Origin of the sequence: Saccharopolyspora montiporae (assembly GCF_015209505.1) — a bacterium.
Taxonomy (GTDB): domain Bacteria; phylum Actinomycetota; class Actinomycetes; order Mycobacteriales; family Pseudonocardiaceae; genus Saccharopolyspora; species Saccharopolyspora montiporae.
Genome location: NZ_JADEYC010000031.1, coordinates 1 through 15,154, shown reverse-complemented (window position 1 = coordinate 15,154; position 15,154 = coordinate 1). Strand labels below are relative to the sequence as shown.

13 protein-coding genes and 1 pseudogene are annotated in these 15,154 nt (G+C 73.5%); 8 read left to right on the top strand and 6 right to left on the bottom strand.

The genetic code is table 11. The features are described from left to right. Positions 1-26: 26 nt before the first annotated feature. From IQ251_RS16555 to IQ251_RS16530, 6 genes are all read left to right on the top strand, one after another. Positions 27-2,072 (top strand): ATP-dependent DNA helicase, encoded by a 2,046-nt coding sequence (locus IQ251_RS16555; protein ID WP_370591456.1) that lies wholly within the window; start codon positions 27-29, stop codon positions 2,070-2,072. A gap of 159 nt (positions 2,073-2,231) precedes the next feature. After that, positions 2,232-2,801: a biotin transporter BioY gene (locus tag IQ251_RS16550; protein WP_228047226.1), complete on the top strand. Its 570-nt coding sequence runs from the start codon at positions 2,232-2,234 to the stop codon at positions 2,799-2,801. Continuing rightward, positions 2,798-4,150: an AMP-binding protein gene (locus tag IQ251_RS16545; RefSeq protein ID WP_193929511.1), complete on the top strand. Its 1,353-nt coding sequence runs from the start codon at positions 2,798-2,800 to the stop codon at positions 4,148-4,150. The genes IQ251_RS16550 and IQ251_RS16545 overlap by 4 nt, the downstream gene beginning before the upstream one ends. After that, positions 4,147-5,274 (top strand): thiolase family protein, encoded by a 1,128-nt coding sequence (locus tag IQ251_RS16540; RefSeq protein WP_370591455.1) that lies wholly within the window; start codon positions 4,147-4,149, stop codon positions 5,272-5,274. Before IQ251_RS16545 ends, IQ251_RS16540 begins: the two co-directional genes overlap by 4 nt. Next, positions 5,271-5,948 carry an energy-coupling factor ABC transporter ATP-binding protein gene (locus IQ251_RS16535; RefSeq protein WP_193929510.1) on the top strand — a complete coding sequence of 226 codons (678 nt, stop codon included), beginning with the start codon at positions 5,271-5,273 and terminating at the stop codon, positions 5,946-5,948. The genes IQ251_RS16540 and IQ251_RS16535 overlap by 4 nt, the downstream gene beginning before the upstream one ends. A 21-nt stretch (positions 5,949-5,969) precedes the next feature. Next, a complete protein-coding gene (locus tag IQ251_RS16530; protein ID WP_193929509.1) occupies positions 5,970-6,575 on the top strand; it encodes an energy-coupling factor transporter transmembrane component T family protein in 606 nt (201 codons plus the stop codon). A gap of 24 nt (positions 6,576-6,599) precedes the next feature. Here the strand turns inward: IQ251_RS16530 and IQ251_RS16525 are convergent, their stop codons facing one another. The 3 genes from IQ251_RS16525 to ctaD form a co-directional block, all read right to left on the bottom strand. Next, complete coding sequence (locus IQ251_RS16525) at positions 6,600-7,391, bottom strand: aminoacyl-tRNA hydrolase (RefSeq protein WP_193929508.1); 792 nt, start codon at positions 7,389-7,391, stop codon at positions 6,600-6,602. A 50-nt stretch (positions 7,392-7,441) separates the two neighbouring features. Next, a complete protein-coding gene (gene serB, locus IQ251_RS16520; RefSeq protein ID WP_193929507.1) occupies positions 7,442-8,677 on the bottom strand; it encodes a phosphoserine phosphatase SerB in 1,236 nt (411 codons plus the stop codon). Positions 8,678-8,838: 161 nt separating this feature from the next. Beyond that, positions 8,839-10,602, bottom strand: a complete 1,764-nt coding sequence (ctaD, locus tag IQ251_RS16515; RefSeq protein WP_193929506.1) for an aa3-type cytochrome oxidase subunit I — start codon at positions 10,600-10,602, stop codon at positions 8,839-8,841. Positions 10,603-10,990: 388 nt separating this feature from the next. Between ctaD and IQ251_RS16510 the strand changes: the two genes are divergently transcribed. Continuing rightward, positions 10,991-11,635, top strand: a complete 645-nt coding sequence (locus tag IQ251_RS16510; protein WP_193929505.1) for a DUF305 domain-containing protein — start codon at positions 10,991-10,993, stop codon at positions 11,633-11,635. A gap of 220 nt (positions 11,636-11,855) precedes the next feature. Beyond that, positions 11,856-12,728, top strand: coding sequence for an SDR family oxidoreductase (locus tag IQ251_RS16505; protein ID WP_193929504.1), 873 nt, complete (start codon positions 11,856-11,858; stop codon positions 12,726-12,728). Positions 12,729-12,791: 63 nt separating this feature from the next. Here the strand turns inward: IQ251_RS16505 and IQ251_RS16500 are convergent, their stop codons facing one another. The 3 genes and pseudogenes from IQ251_RS16500 to IQ251_RS16490 form a co-directional block, all read right to left on the bottom strand. Next, positions 12,792-13,409 carry a VanZ family protein gene (locus tag IQ251_RS16500; protein WP_228047231.1) on the bottom strand — a complete coding sequence of 206 codons (618 nt, stop codon included), beginning with the start codon at positions 13,407-13,409 and terminating at the stop codon, positions 12,792-12,794. 693 nt (positions 13,410-14,102) lie between these two features. Beyond that, positions 14,103-14,921: an ESX secretion-associated protein EspG gene (locus IQ251_RS16495; RefSeq protein ID WP_193929502.1), complete on the bottom strand. Its 819-nt coding sequence runs from the start codon at positions 14,919-14,921 to the stop codon at positions 14,103-14,105. A gap of 2 nt (positions 14,922-14,923) precedes the next feature. Beyond that, positions 14,924-15,154: pseudogene (locus IQ251_RS16490) on the bottom strand (hypothetical protein); the annotation flags it as partial.

Below are 15,154 nucleotides of genomic sequence, written 5' to 3'. Positions count from 1 at the left end.
AACTGCCCCCGGAGATCGCCGCGGAACTGCCGCTGCGCACCGCATCGGCCGGACCGGGCGAGGTCCCGGACCTGGACACGCTGCTGGAAGTGGCGGTGTCCTCGGTCGGCGGGACGCCGCGCGAGGGCCAGTCCCGGATGGCCGAGGCGGTGCGCGGCGCGATCGAGTCCGGCGAGCACCTGGCGGTGCAGGCGGGCACCGGTACCGGCAAGTCGCTGGCCTACCTGGTCCCGGCGATCCGGCACGCGGTGTCCGAGGGGACGACGGTCGTCGTGTCCACGGCCACGATCGCGCTGCAGAACCAGCTCGTGGACCGCGATCTGCCGCGGCTGGCCGAGGCGCTGGAGCCCGCGCTGGGCAGGCGGCCGACGTTCGCGATCCTCAAGGGGCGGCGCAACTACCTGTGCCTGAACCGGGCGCAGGGCGGCGGCGCCCCGGAGGAACCGGAGGACGGCGCGCTGTTCGACGCGTTCGCCGCCTCGGCGCTGGAACGCCAGGTCGGCCGGCTGCGCGAATGGGCCACCGAGACCGAGACCGGCGACCGGGCGGAGCTCGTGCCGGGGGTGACCGACCAGGCGTGGCGGCAGGTGTCGGTGTCCGCGCGGGAGTGCCTGGGCGCGCAGCGCTGCCCGGTGGGCACCGACTGCTTCGCCGAGCACGCCAAGGCCCGTGCCGGGCGCGCCGATGTCGTGGTCACCAACCACGCGCTGCTGGCCATCAACGCCCTGGACGACCGGTCGGTGCTGCCGGAGCACGACGTGGTGCTGGTCGACGAGGCGCACGACCTGGTGGACCGGGTGACCTCGGCGGCCACCGGCGAGCTGAGCGCGGGTGCGGTGCGGCTGGCGGCGCGACGCTGCGGGCGGGCCGTGGACGAGCAGACCGCCGACCGGCTGGTCGAGGCGGGCGAAGGGCTGGAACAGGTGCTGGCCGCCGCGCAGCCGGGCAGGCTCGAACAGCTCCCGCCGGACCTGTCCGGCGCGCTGCGCACGACCCGCGACGCCGCGGCGGCCTGCGTCACCGCGCTCGGTCCGGAGCGCAAGGAGGATCCGGAGGGCGGTACGGCGCGCAAGCTCGCGCTGGCGGTCACCGAGGAGCTGCACGACACGGCGGTGCGGGTGCTGGAGGCGTTCGACGAGGACTCCGCCGGGCGCGACGTCGTCTGGGTCGCCGCCGAGCCGAACCGCCCGCCCGCGGTGCACGTCGCGCCGCTCGGCGTCGGCGGACTGCTGCGCGAGCGGTTGTTCGGTCCCTACACGACGGTGCTCACCTCCGCGACCCTGGCGCTGGGCGGCACGTTCGACACGCTGGCCCGGCAGTGGGGGCTGCCGCCGCAGCAGCGCGCCGAGCGGGCCGAGGGCGCGGCGACCGCGAAGGAGGCGCCGTCCGACGGTTCCGGCCCGAAGTGGACCGGGCTGGACGTGGGATCGCCGTTCGAGCACCAGCGCAGCGGGATCCTGTACGTGGCGCGCAGGCTTCCGCCGCCGGGCCGGGACGGGCTGCCACCGGAGTACCTGGACGAGCTCACCGAGCTGGTGCGCGCCGCAGGCGGCCGCACACTGGGCCTGTTCTCCTCGATGCGCGCGGCCAAGCAGGCCACCGAGCAGCTGCGCGAGCGGCTGGACACCCCCGTGCTGTGCCAGGGCGAGGACACCACGTCGCTGCTGGTCACGCGGTTCGCGGCGGATCCGGCGACCTCGCTGTTCGGCACGCTGTCGCTGTGGCAGGGCGTGGACGTGCCCGGCGATTCGCTGCAGCTGGTGGTCATCGACCGGATCCCGTTCCCGCGCCCGGACGATCCGCTGGCCTCGGCGCGGCAGAAGGCGGTCAGCGAACACGGCGGCAACGGGTTCCTCACCGTCGCGGGCACGCACGCGGCGCTGCTGCTGGCCCAGGGCGCCGGGCGGCTGCTGCGCTCCGGCAGCGACCGCGGGGTGATCGCGGTGCTGGACCCGCGGCTGGCGACCGCGCGCTACGGCGGATTCCTGCGCGCCTCGCTGCCGCCGTTCTGGACCACGCACGATCCCGAGGTGGTCAAGGGGGCGCTGCGCCGCATCAGCGCATCGACCTGACCGGTGTTGTGCGGTTCCCACAACGCGGACCGAATCTTTCTGTTCCCGCACCGGGGCCGGGTAGGTTGGCCCCGCCGCCGCGGCCGACCTGCGCAGGCGGCCACCGACCCGCTGCTCCCGGCGCCGCCGCGCGCCCGACCGACCCGGAAGGGGACCGCGTTGCCCGCGACGCCCGCCGCCACCCTCGCTCGGACCGTGGTGTTCGCCGCGTTCATCGCGGTGCTCGGCCTGTTCCCCGGGCTCTACCTGGCCGGTGCGGCCGTGCCGGTGGTGCTGCAGAACATGGGGCCGCTGCTGGCGGGCAGCCTGCTCGGCGCACGCCGGGCGGGCGCGTCGGTGCTGCTGTTCCTGGCGCTGGCCGCGATCGGGCTGCCGCTGCTGTCCGGTGGGCGCGGCGGACTGGCTCCGTTCCTCGGACCGTCCGGTGGGTTCGTGCTGGGCTGGTTGGCGGCCGCGGTCGTCGTCGGGCTCATCGTGCAGCGCGCCGCACCGCGGCCCGGGATCGCGGTGCTGCTGGCGGCCAACTTCGCCGGCGTGCTGACCACGTACCTGGTGGGCATCCCGTACTGGGCGCTGCTGACCGGTGACCTCGGCGCGGCCGCGGTGCAGTCACTGCTGTTCGTGCCCGGCGATGCGATCAAGGTCGTGCTGGTGTCCCTCGTCGCGGTGGCGGTGCACCGCGCGGTGCCGGACCTGCTGCCGCAGCGGCGGGATACTGGAACGCGATGAGCTCCATCCCCGTTCTGGCCGGTCCGCCCGCGTCCGGCGCCGCGTGCGGTGCGGACGTGCTGTCCGCGTCGAAGCTGGCCGCCCGGGTGGGCGATGCCGCGCGGCTGCTCCCGCGCGGCGGCCGGGTCGCGGTGCAGGGCGGCTCGGCGCTGTCCCGGTTGTGCTGGCTGCTGGCCGCCGATCGCGCGGACTGCGCGGCGCTGCTGCCGGATGCGTCCTGGCCGCGCCGCGAGCGGGACGCGGTGCTGGACGACGCGCGCCCGTCGGTGCTGGTCGACGCCGCGGCCGGTGCGGTGCACCCGCTGCCCGGCTCCCCCGATCCGGCACCGGTACCGGCACCCGAGCGGGTGCCGTTCTACCTGGCCGGCACGTCCGGCAGCAGCGGCAGACCGCGCGTGCTGCAGCGCTCCCGCGGGTCGTGGCTGCGCAGCTTCGACCGGCTGGGCCTGGACGTGGCACCGGGCGACCGGGTGCTGGTGCCCGGACCGCTGAGCTCCTCGCTGTTCCTGTTCGGCGCACTGCACGCCCTGCACGCGGGCGCCGAACCGGTCTTGCTGGAGGAGTGGTCGGCCGAGGCGGCCGCCCGCGCCGCGACCGGTTGCGCGGTGGTGCACCTGGTGCCGGCGATGCTGTCCGCGCTGCTGGCCGTGCTGGAGCGCGACCCGGCGCTGCGCGAAGCCTGCCTGCTGCGCACCGCGGTGTGCGCGGGGGCGCGGCTGGATCCCGGCACGCGGCGGCGGCTGCGCGCCGTGCTGCCGGATTGCGCGCTGCTGGAGTACTACGGCTCGGCCGAGCAGTCGCTGATCGCGGTGGGCCGGGACGGTCCGCTGCACCCGGTGGTGCCGGTGCACCTGGACGCGGACGGGCTGCTGAGCACTGGGACCGAGCTCGCCGCGGACGGCTATCTGCAGGCCGGTGACCTGGTCGTTCCGCCGGAGTGGGCCGCGGGCCGGATCTCGGTCGGCGACCGCGCGCAGTGGCTGCCGGACGGCGCGCTGCAGGTGCTGGGCCGCTCGGGCACGGCCATCGACAGCGGCGGCGCGCTGATCGATCCCGAGGAGGTGGAGGACGTGCTGCGCGGCTGCCCGGGCGTGCGCGACGTGCTCGTCTCCGCCACCCCGCACCCGCGGTTCGGCTCGCTGGTGACCGCGCTGATCGAACCCGATCCGCAGCGGCACCCGTCGACGGCGGAGCTGCGGCGCCGGTGCCGGGAGGCGCTGGAACCGGCGGCCCGGCCGCGGCGCTGGCTGGCGCCGGCCGAACTGCCGCGCACCGCCTCCGGCAAACCGGCTCGCGCGCTGGCCGCGGAGCGGCTGCGGGACGGCGACCTGCCTGCGGAGCCGCTGTGACCGTCGACCGCACGCCGGTGGTGGTCGCCGCCCGGCGCACCCCGATCGGCACCGCGGGCGGTGCGTTGCAGCACCTGCCCGCCGACCGGCTGGCCGAACCGGTGCTGCGCGCGCTGCTGGCAGACGCCGGGCGGGACTCGGTGGACGACGTGCTGCTGGACAACGTGCTCGGCCCGGGCGGCAATCCCGCGCGCAGCGCCGCGCTGCGGGCCGGGCTGGGTGAGCAGGTGCCCGCGATGACCGTGGACCGGCAGTGCGCCAGCGGGCTCGCGGCGATCAGCACGGCGGCGGCGATGATCCGGGGCGGCGACGCGGACTGGCTGCTGGCCGGGGGTGTGGAGAGCGCGTCCACCGCGCCGTGGCGGGCGTGGCGGCCGCGGTCGGCCACCGAACCGCCCGCGTTCTACGCCCGCGCGCCGTTCGCCCCGCCGGAGTTCGGCGATCCGGACATGGGTCCGGCCGCGGACGCGGTCGCCGCCGAGGCCGGCATCGGCAGGCGGCGCCAGGACGAGTTCGCGGCGCGCAGCCACGAGCGCGCCGTTGCCGCGCAGCGGGACGGCCGGTTCGCCGCGGAACTGGTGCCGGCGGGCGGGGTCGACTCCGACGAGCGCCCGCGCGGCAGGTTCACCGCCGACCGGCTGGCCCGGTTCCGCCCGGCGTTCACCCCGGACGGCACCGCGACGGCGGCCAACTCGTGCGGGATCAGCGACGGGGCAGCGGCTGTGCTGCTGACCACGGAGGACAATCGGCGACGCGGTGGCCTGCCCGGGATGCGGCTGGTGAGTTCGGCCACTCGCGGGGTCGCGCCGGACCGGCTCGGCCTGGGCGCGGTGCCCGCGATGCGGGAGGTCGTGGCGCGGGCGGTACCGGACGTGGTCGAGTTCAACGAGGCGTTCGCCGGTCAGGCGCTGGCCTGCCTGGACGCCGCCGGGATCGACGAGCGCACGGTGAGCCCGGACGGCGGCGCGATCGCCCTCGGACATCCGTGGGGCGCGTCCGGCGCGGTGCTGGTGGTGCGGCTGTTCGCCCGGCTGGTGCGCAGCGGTGCGGCCGCGACGGGCCTGGCCGCGCTGTCGTCCGGCGGCGGGCTGGGCGTGGCCTCGGTGTGGGAGCGAGTGGATTGATCGAGTTCGAGAACGTCGGGCACAGTTACGATTCCCGCGCTGTTCTGTCCGATGTGGATCTCCGGCTGACCGAGCAGCGGGTGGCGTTCGTCGGTGGCAACGGGTCCGGCAAGTCAACGCTGGCACGCACCATCAACGGACTGGTGCACCCGACCAGCGGCTCGGTGCGGGTGGACGGGGTGGATCCCGTCCGGCACGGCCGCCGGGTGCGCAGCCGGGTGGGGTTCGTGTTCACCCACCCGGACAGCCAGATCGTGCTGCCCACGGCCGGGGAGGACGTGGCGTTCTCGCTGCGCGGGAAGGGCCTGTCCAAACAGGAGCGGCAGCGGCGGGCCGCGGAGGTGTTGGCCGAGCACGGTCTCGGCGACTACGCCGACCACCCCGCGCACCGGCTCTCCGGCGGGCAGAAGCAGCTGCTGGCGCTGTGCTCGATGCTCGCGCTGGAACCGGACGTGCTGGTCTGCGACGAGCCGACGACGCTGCTGGACCTGCGCAACAAGCGGCATTTCGTGCGGGTGCTGGAACAGCTGCCGCAGCAGGTGGTCCTGGTCACCCACGACCTGGACCTGCTGGACGGGTTCGACCGCGTCGTGGTGCTGGACGCGGGCCGCGTCGTGGCCGACGACGAACCGCGGGTCGCGCTGCGCCGGTACCGGGAGCTCGTCGATGCGTGAGCCGTCCGCGCGGAGGACGCCGTGAGCCCGCTGGGTCTGTACGAACCCGGCAGCAGCCCGCTGCACCGGCTGCCCGCCGGGGCGAAGTTCGCGGGCCTGCTGGGTGCCGGCGTGCTGCTGTTCGCGCTGAGCGGGCCGCTGGCGCTGGGGATCTGCGCGGTGCTGGTGGTCGCCGGCTACCCGCTGGCCCGCATCCGGCCGATGCGCTGCTGGCAGGCCGCGCGACTGCTGGTGCCGGTGCTGGCCTTCGTGTTCGCGGTGCAGTGGTGGCTGCTGGGCCTGGACACGGCCGCTGTGGTGTGCCTGCGGTTGTTCGCGGCGCTGGCCGCGGCGAACCTGTTCACGCTCACCACGCGGGTGGACGACCTGGTCGCCGCGGTGGAGCGCGGACTGGGTCCGCTGCGCCGGTTCGGCGTCCGCCCGGAACGGGTGGGGCTGCTGGTGGGCCTGACGCTGCAGGCGGTGGCGGCGCTGTCCTCGATCGCCGACGACACCCGCCAGGCCCAGCGGGCCCGCGGCGCGGGGGCCTCGGTGACCGCGTTCGCCGTCCCGTTCCTGGTGCGCACCCTGCGGCACGCCGACCAGCTCGGCGAAGCCCTGGCCGCCCGCGGCGTCGGCGACGACTGACGGCCCTGCCGGCCGAGTCAGCGCTCAGCCCAGGGCCCACTCGGCGAGGACGGTGACGGTGCCCGGGTCGACCTCGGTGAAGCCCGCGTCGCGCACCGCGGCGATCCCGCGCTCCTGCCAGGACCGGCCGGGGTCCGCACCCGGCAGCAGCTCGCGCCAGGCATCCGGCTCGGGGATGCGCACCGCGCAGGGGTAGCCGCGCTCGGTCCAGGCGGTGAGCTCGTCGGTGCGCCCTTCGGCGTGCAGCAGCGCGGCGGCGATCATCGTGGCGTGCCCGACCTGCGCTGCGGTCTTGCCCGCGCTCATCGGCACGTGCGGGTTCAGCCACAGCCGCGGGACACCGGTCGGGACCGGACCCGGCTCGTCCGGCTCGACCTCGCTGCCGGAGATCTGCAGCCTGCTGAGTTCCTTGGGCGTCTCGGACACCCGCAGCGGCACGAACGACCGCACCTGCGCCCCGCCGATCTCCACCGTGCGGCCGGGCAGCTGCTGCGCGGCCGCCCAGTGCGAGCCGCGGGCACGGCGGGCGACCTTGCGGATCCGCCCGGCCGTCCAGCCGCCGACGTCGGCGTGCCACTCGCCGCCGGGAGCGCTGCGCTCGTCCAGGCACACCGCCACCGCCGACGCCGCCGCGGCCGCGAGCATCGCCGACCGCCGCGGCGGCTCGCCCCGTTCCAGGCGCAGCACCATCGGCATCAGCAGCACGTCGGCCGGGTCCTCGTCCGAGACGTCGGCGGTCGCGGCGCCGGGCAGCGACAGCCAGGAGGCATAGCGCGCGGCCACCGGATCCAGCACGTGCGGGTACGCGTCCGACATACCCGGTACATCCCGCGCCGGCGCCGCGGTATTCCGCTCGGTCGGCGGCATCACAGCTCCAGCGGGACCCGGCGCAGCACCCCGTCCTCGGCGTCGGCGGCCTCGATCTCGGCGCGGGTGACCCCCAGCACGAACAGCACCGTGTCCAGGAACGGGTAGGACAGCGCGGTGTCGGCGACCTCGCACAACGCCGGTTTCGCGTTGAACGCCACACCCAGCCCGGCCGCGGAGAGCATGTCGATGTCGTTGGCGCCGTCGCCGACCGCCACGCACTGCGCCGGGGGAACCCCGAACGACTCGGCGAAGCGCTGCAGCGCCTTGGCCTTGCCCGGCCGGTCGACGATCTCGCCGATCACCCGGCCGGTCAGCTTGCCGTCCACGACCTCCAGCTCGTTGGCGTCGGCGAAGTCCAGCCCGAGGTCGTCGACGAGCGAGTCGATGATCTGGGTGAAGCCGCCGGAGACGACGCCGGTGTGGAAGCCGAGCCTGCGCAGCGTGCGGATCGTGGTGCGGGCCCCCGGCGTGAGCTCCAGGTCCGCGGCGACCTCGTCCAGCACGGACGCGGGCAGTCCTTCCAGGACGGCGACCCGCTGGCGCAGCGATTCGGCGAAGTCGATCTCGCCGCGCATGGCCCGCTCGGTGACCTCGCGCACCTGCGGTTCGCAGCCGGCCTTGGCGGCCAGCATCTCGATGACCTCGCCCTGGATGAGCGTGGAGTCCACGTCGAACACGACCAGCCGCTTGGCGCGACGGGCCAGACCGGTGCGCTCCACGGCGACGTCGACCCCGTTGCCCGCGGCGATGTCGGCCATGGCTGAGGTCAGCCGCGCGTCGGTCTCCTCATCCACGTCCGGCGCGCTGACCTGCAGTTCCAGCCCGGTCACCGGGTAGTCGGCCACCCGGGTGATGGAGTCGATGTTCACGTTGATCTCGGCGAGGCCGCGGCTGACCTCGCTGAAGTGCCGCGCGGTCAGCGGCTGGCCGAGCACCACGACCACGTGCGTGGAGGTGAGCTTGGCCGGGGCGTCGTCGTCCACCCCGATGGCCACGTCCACCGACATGCCGACGGTGGCCATCGCCTGCTCCACGGCTTCCTGCAGTTCCTCGGGGTCCTGCTCGGTGGAGACCAGGACGCCGAGCACCAGCCTGCGGTGGATGACGACCTGTTCGACGTCGACGATGTCCACGCCGTGACGGGTCAGCGCGGCGAACAGGACGGACGTGACGCCCGGCTTGTCCTTGCCGGTCACGGTGATCAGCACAGTACTGGCGTTGGACGTGCTCACGGTGGAAAGTGTCCTCTCTTCGTTCCCGTGCTCCACAACATCGGGGCCCGGAACATCGAGGCCCGGAAAGCGTCGAGCCCCGGCGGGCACGGGGCCGCCGGGGCTCGTCGTCGAGCTAACCCACCTTCGCACAGCCGTGCTGCGCGGGGCTAGCGACTGAGTCACTCGTCCTTGTCGGACCTCTTCTGCTCGACATGGGTCGCGTTCTGCGGGTCCGCTTCGTGCCCGTGGCTGAGCGGCTTGCCGGTGAAGCTGAGGTGGCCCTCCAGCCGCATCCGCTCGGCGACGTGCGGGTAGTGCAGCTCGAACGCGGGGCGCTCGGAGCGGATCCGGGGCAGCTCGGTGAAGTTGTGCCGCGGCGGCGGGCACGAGGTGGCCCACTCCAGCGAGTTGCCGTAGCCCCACGGGTCGTCGACCGTGGCGACCTCGCCGTACCGGTAGCTCTTGAACACGTTGTACAGGAACGGGAGCATCGAGGCGCCGAGGATGAACGCACCCACCGTGGAGATCGCGTTCAGCGCGGTGAACCCGTCGGACTCCAGGTAGTCGGCGTAGCGCCGCGGCATGCCCTCGTTGCCCAGCCAGTGCTGCACCAGGAACGTGCCGTGGAAGCCGATGAAGGTCAGCCAGAAGTGCAGCTTGGCCAGCCGCTCGTCCATCATCCGGCCCGTCATCTTCGGGAACCAGAAGTAGATGCCGGCGAAGGTCGCGAACACGATGGTGCCGTAGAGCACGTAGTGGAAGTGCGCGACGACGAAGTAGGTGTCCGAGACGTGGAAGTCGACCGGCGGCATGGCCAGCAGAACACCGGTGAGACCGCCGAACAGGAAGGTGACCAGGAAGCCGACGCTGAACAGCATCGGCGACTCGAAGGTCAGCTGCCCCTTCCACATCGTGCCGATCCAGTTGAAGAACTTCACGCCGGTCGGCACCGCGATGAGGAACGTGGTGAACGCGAAGAACGGCAGCAGCACGGCGCCGGTCGCGTACATGTGGTGCGCCCACACGACGACGGACAGCGCGGCGATGCCCAGCGTCGCGTAGACCAGGCCGGTGTAGCCGAAGATCGGCTTGCGGCTGAACACCGGGAAGATCTCGGAGACGATGCCGAAGAACGGCAGCGCGACGATGTAGACCTCGGGGTGGCCGAAGAACCAGAACAGGTGCTGCCACAGGATGACGCCGCCGTTGGCCGGGTCGAACACGTGCGCACCGAGGTGCCGGTCGGCCAGCAGGCCCGCCAGCGCGGCGGTCAGGATCGGGAACGCCATCAGGATCAGCGCGCTGGTGACCAGGATGTTCCACGTGAAGATCGGCATCCGGAACATCGTCATGCCGGGCGCGCGCAGGCAGACCACGGTGGTCAGCATGTTGACACCGCCGAGGATGGTGCCCAGACCGGAGACCAGCAGGCCGGTGATCCAGAAGTCCGCGCCGTAGCCCGGTGAGTGCACCGAGTCGGACAGCGGCGTGTAGGCGAACCACCCGAAGTCGGCCGCCCCGCCGGGAAGCAGGAAGCCGGCGACCACCATCAGCCCGCCGAACGAGAACAGCCAGTAGGAGAGGGCGTTCAACCGCGGGAAGGCGACGTCCGGGGACCCGATCTGCAGCGGCAGGATGTAGTTCGCGAACCCGAACAGGATCGGCGTCGCGTACAGCAGCAGCATGATCGTGCCGTGCATGGTGAACAGCTGGTTGTACTGCTCCTGGGACAGGAACTGCAGACCCGGTGCGGCCAGCTCACCGCGGATCAGCATCGCCATCAGCCCGCCGATGAGGAAGAAGCCCATCGACGTGACGAGGTAGAGGATGCCGATCTGCTTGTGGTCCGTGGTGCGGAACATCCGCGCCAGGAAAGATCCCTTGACCGTTTTACGCACCGGATGGGGGCGCGAGGCGATCGGCTGTGGCGCGACGGCCGTCACGGTGCCTCCTGCACTGACTGTTGAATGCCTGCCGGACCTCTGGAGGTCCGCCCGGCCCGGGTGGACCGATCGACAACCACCGCCACCGGGCTGCAGGGTCCTGCAGAGCGATCACGATGCCTGCCGACTGCGGATACTAGCCCGACCGTCGTGCTGGAGTTCGGGCGGGCCGTAGCCACCCTAGTCATCATCCCCGATTCGGTCACCGCCGGTGAGATCCAGACGACAGCACGCAGCCGGGCACGATCGCGCGATGTCGCCCGCACGGCTCCACCGGCATCCGGTTAGTCTGCGGGGCGAAGGTCCGGCAGCCCATGCGCGATCGCCTCCAGGAGGATCACCGGGCCGCCCTGGGACTACGACCACCCAGCCTTTGGAGGGGAAGCACGTGCGGAGGAGCACGATCATCGGCGCTGTGCTGGCCGGCGGCCTCGCACTCGCGGGTTGCACGCCCAGCGAGGAGCCCAGCGAACAGCCGCCCGCGCCCGGCACGCCGTCGCCCGCGGCGGCGGAGCAGCCGGTCAGCCACCAGCCTTCCCAGGAGGGCCAGCCCGCCCAGGAGGGCGCGGGTGCCGAGCACAGCTCGACCGACCGGGAGTTCGCCGAGGAACTGCTCGGCAACCGGGAGCAGGTGCTGGAGCTGGCGGACGCGGCGGGCCGCAACGCGGGCGCCAACGCCGTCCGCACCCTGGCCAACGACCTGCGCGGTGCGGCCCAGCCGCAGGCCGACCAGCTCACCGGCTGGCTGAGCTCGACCGCGGGCCAGGAGTCCAGCAGCGATCCGCAGGACCAGGCCCCGGCGGGCGATCTGGCGGGCACGCTGGACGACGAGCAGGTCCAGCAGCTGACCGCGCTGGGCGGCGCCCAGTTCGACAGCGGGTTCCGCCAGGCGGTCACCGAGCTGGCCGACGGCGCCGAGCAGCTGGCCCGGGTCCAGCTGGAGGAAGGTTCCTCGGCCGAGATGCGCGGGCTGGCCGAGCAGGTCCTGGCCGAGCACGAGGAGGTGCTGGCCGCGATCAACGGGCCGGCCTGAGCCGACTCTCCCGGCGAGGCACCGCCGGTTCGCACCGCAGCACCGGGCCGCCGGAGGCGCGGCGGGTTCGACCGAACCCGTCCGCCCGACCGGCGGCCCTTCGCATGTCCGCACCCGTTCTCCCGCGGCGGATCGCGGGGTTCCGCTCGCCGCCGCGGCGACCTACTATCAGTAGCCTACTGATCAGTAGGTAACGGCTGTCGACGCAAGGGGAGAGCTCATGCCGAACGTGTCCGGCAAGGTCGTCCTGATCACCGGCGCTGCCCGCGGCATCGGTGCGCAGACCGCCCGCGAGCTGGCGGGGCGCGGGGCGCGGGTAGCGCTCACCGGCCTGGAACCGGAAGTGCTGCGCGAGCTGGCCGCCGAACTCGGCGAAGGCCACTTCTGGGCGGAGGCCGACGTGACCGACCCGGAGTCGGTCCAGCGCGCGGTGGACGCCGCGGCCGAGGCGCTCGGCGGCATCGACGCGGTCGTGGCCAACGCCGGGGTCGCCCCGCTGGGCACGGTCCGCCAGCACGATCCGCAGTCGTTCGTGAAGACGGTCGACGTGAACCTCAACGGCGTGTTCCACACGCTGCGCGCGAGCCTGCCGCATCTGGTCGAGCGCCGCGGTTACGCGCTGGTGGTGTCCTCGCTGTCCGCGTTCGCGCCGATCGGCGGGATGGCCGCCTACACGGCCAGCAAGGCCGGGGCCGAGGCGCTGGCCAGCGCGGTGCAGTCCGAGGTGCGGCACCTGGGCGTCGGGGTCGGCAGCGCACACCCGTCGTGGATCGACACGGACCTGGTGCGCGACGTCAGCAAGGATCTGGGCACGTTCCAGGAGATGCGCAAGCGGCTGCCGTGGCCGATGCGCGCGACGACCAGCGTGCAGGAGTGCGGCAAGGCCATCGCCGACGGCGTGCAGCACCGCTCCCGCCGCGTCTACGTGCCGCGGTCGATCAAGCTGGTGCACTGGCTGCGCAACCTGCCCACCTCGCGGCTGGTCGAGCGGCTGATGGCCCCGACCACGGCGCGGTTCATCCCCCGCGCCGAACGCGAGGTCGCCGCGCTGGGCCGCTCGTTCAGCGAACGCAACGACAAGCTGCAGAAATAGGCCGCCCGGACGGAGGTGCCCCGCCCGGGGTCGTGGTCCGCTGCGGCTCCGGGCGGGGCGGTCTCAGGGCCTGCTGGCGGCGCGTTCGCTCTCGACGCGGGCGAGCAGGTAGGGCACGGTCCGGTCGGCGGGGCCGCCGGCGTGCCGCCCGGGCTGGATGGCGGTGGAGATCCGGCTGGGCACCCCGGCCAGCAGCCCGCCGAGCGCCGCGCCGATGGTGTTGAGCAGGACGTCGTCGGCGGAGGCGACGCGGCCCGGGATCAGGAAGAACTGGGTGGTTTCGATCACGCAGGTCAGCGCCAGCCCGCCGAGCGCGATCTTGGCCACGTGGTCGAACCAGCCGACACGGTGCGGGATCAGCGCGGCCAGCGGCAGCAGCAGCACCACGTTGCCCATCAGCTGCACCCACGGCATCAGGTCGCCGGAGGCCGCGGCTATCGCGGTGCCGAAGTCGGTGCCGAAGTCGGGGCCGACCGATCCGGGCGGGCTGGGCTGCGGTTTGAACACGAGGAAGCACACCGACAGCGCGGCGAAGGCGAGCCCGCCATCGACCGCGGGGTCGACCGGGTCGACGCGCAGTCCGGCCGAGCCGCGCAGCACCGCCGACGCGACGGCGACGGCCAGCCCCGCGGGCAGCATCACCGTCACGATCGGCGCGAAGCCGTCGAAGGCCACGAGCATTTGGTCCACGTCTGCCGCACTTCCTCCGGCCGCGCGGGCCGGTACCGTGCGGCCACCGGCAGCAGCGCACTCCGTTGTGGAGTGCCGATGACCTGTTTCGCCACGTCGTCGTCCACCGGATCCGCCGGCCGCGCGAGCGGTCCGTTCCGCCTGCGGGCAGCCGCGTCCGGCACCGGGGCCGTTCCCGGCGCTGTGTGGTGTGGGAGCACTGCGCGGATCCGGTCGTCGTCGACCAGGTCCGCGGTGAGTCAGGGGGTGTTGCCGAGGTCACCGATCGGCGGTGCGCTACCGGCTGCCGGGCGTCCCGGCCGAGTCCGGCGCACGTTCACCACTCGGAGCACCTCCGTCCCGGCCACCGGCCGGTACAGATCGGATATCAACTCGGTCGCGCTCGACGATATCGGGCCGGCCGCCGGCCGCGCGATGGTCGGCGGAAAAGTGCCACACACCCCTTGACGCTCCACAGTGGAGGTATTTCGCCGAACGCGCAGCGCACGCGGTTCCGCTGGTGATCCCGGTCGTGCGCGGAGCTCCGGCCGGATAATTCCCACAATTCCCACCGGGCGGCCCGGTGGTGAACCCGGGTGAACACGGGGTGAACGCGGATGCCCGCGGGGTTGCTCGAACGACGACGGCCGCCCGGCGGGGGTTCCACCGGGCGGCCGTCGTACTGCGTCCGTTGTGGACGGTGGTTCAGACGCGCGCGGGCTGGCGCAGCGCCTTGGCCATCTCCTCGATCTTCGCGTGCAGCTTGCGCCCGTCGGCCGGGGCGAGGGTGAACCATTCGCGCCCGTCCTGCCCGCGGACGCGCTGGCTCATGTAGCAGCCCTCGTTGGTGACGAAGAACTGCAGGTTCACCGGCAGCACGTGCATCCGGCGCACCTTGTCGTCGTAGGCGCGCACGGTGAACACGCCGTCGCGGCTGCGTTCGGCGCTGAACGCGGTGGCCAGCGTGCGGGCGTCCGCCCCGTGCACGCCGGCACCGGACAGCGCCGCCTGCAGCGCGGTGCCCGCCTTGCGCCGCCGGTCCGCCTCGTCGAGGTAGGCGGTGGGCACGGACACCGAGCGGCCGGGCGCGGCGGTGACGCTGCCGAGCAGCCGGACGGCGTTGCCGCCCGCCCCGCCGTACTCGTGCCGGGTGAGCTGGATGTTCTCCAGGTCCTGCGTTGTCGCCCCGTCGGCTTGGTAGGCCTGCAGCACGTCCCGGTTCTGCTCGACGCACACCGCGTTGAAACTGGTCCCGCCGGGTTCGTGCACGGCGAGGCCGACCGCGAGCGGCGGCCGGGCGAGCAGGTGCATCGCGTCTTCGAGGAACGGGTGCAGCTGGTCGCCGTCGAGCGCGCCTTGCCGCGCGAGGTCGTCGCGGCCGCGCCGGTCGAATTCGGCATGGTCGCGTTCGTCGGCCTCGAACGGCAGCCGCCCGACCCGCAGCAGCGGGTGCAGGTGGCTGTCGAACCTGCGGCACAGGTAGGCGGCCGCAGGCGGGGTCACATCGAGCTGACGTCCGGGCACGTTCACCGTCCCTCGCCGGACCAGTCGCCGAACACGGGCGGCGCGACGAGCTGCATGTCGTTGCTGAACACGTCTTCTTCCTCGATCAGCCAGCTGGGACGTTCGCGCTCGTCCTCACCGCCCTGCTGCCCGCGGCCGCCGGCTCCGGCACCGGCCATCGGGGCACCGGCACCGCCGCGGCCCGCTGCCGCACCGGCTCCGGCCGCGCCGCCGCCGGCACCACCGGCACCGCC

Bases quoted from the DNA above. Each gene is read 5' to 3' on its own strand.
- IQ251_RS16545 (WP_193929511.1), top strand. From the start codon at position 2,798: ATGAGCTCCATCCCCGTTCTGGCCGGTCCGCCCGCGTCCGGCGCCGCG.
- IQ251_RS16525 (WP_193929508.1), bottom strand. From the start codon at position 7,391: ATGTCGGACGCGTACCCGCACGTGCTGGATCCGGTGGCCGCGCGCTAT.
- IQ251_RS16505 (WP_193929504.1), top strand. From the start codon at position 11,856: ATGCCGAACGTGTCCGGCAAGGTCGTCCTGATCACCGGCGCTGCCCGC.
- IQ251_RS16500 (WP_228047231.1), bottom strand. From the start codon at position 13,409: ATGCTCGTGGCCTTCGACGGCTTCGCGCCGATCGTGACGGTGATGCTG.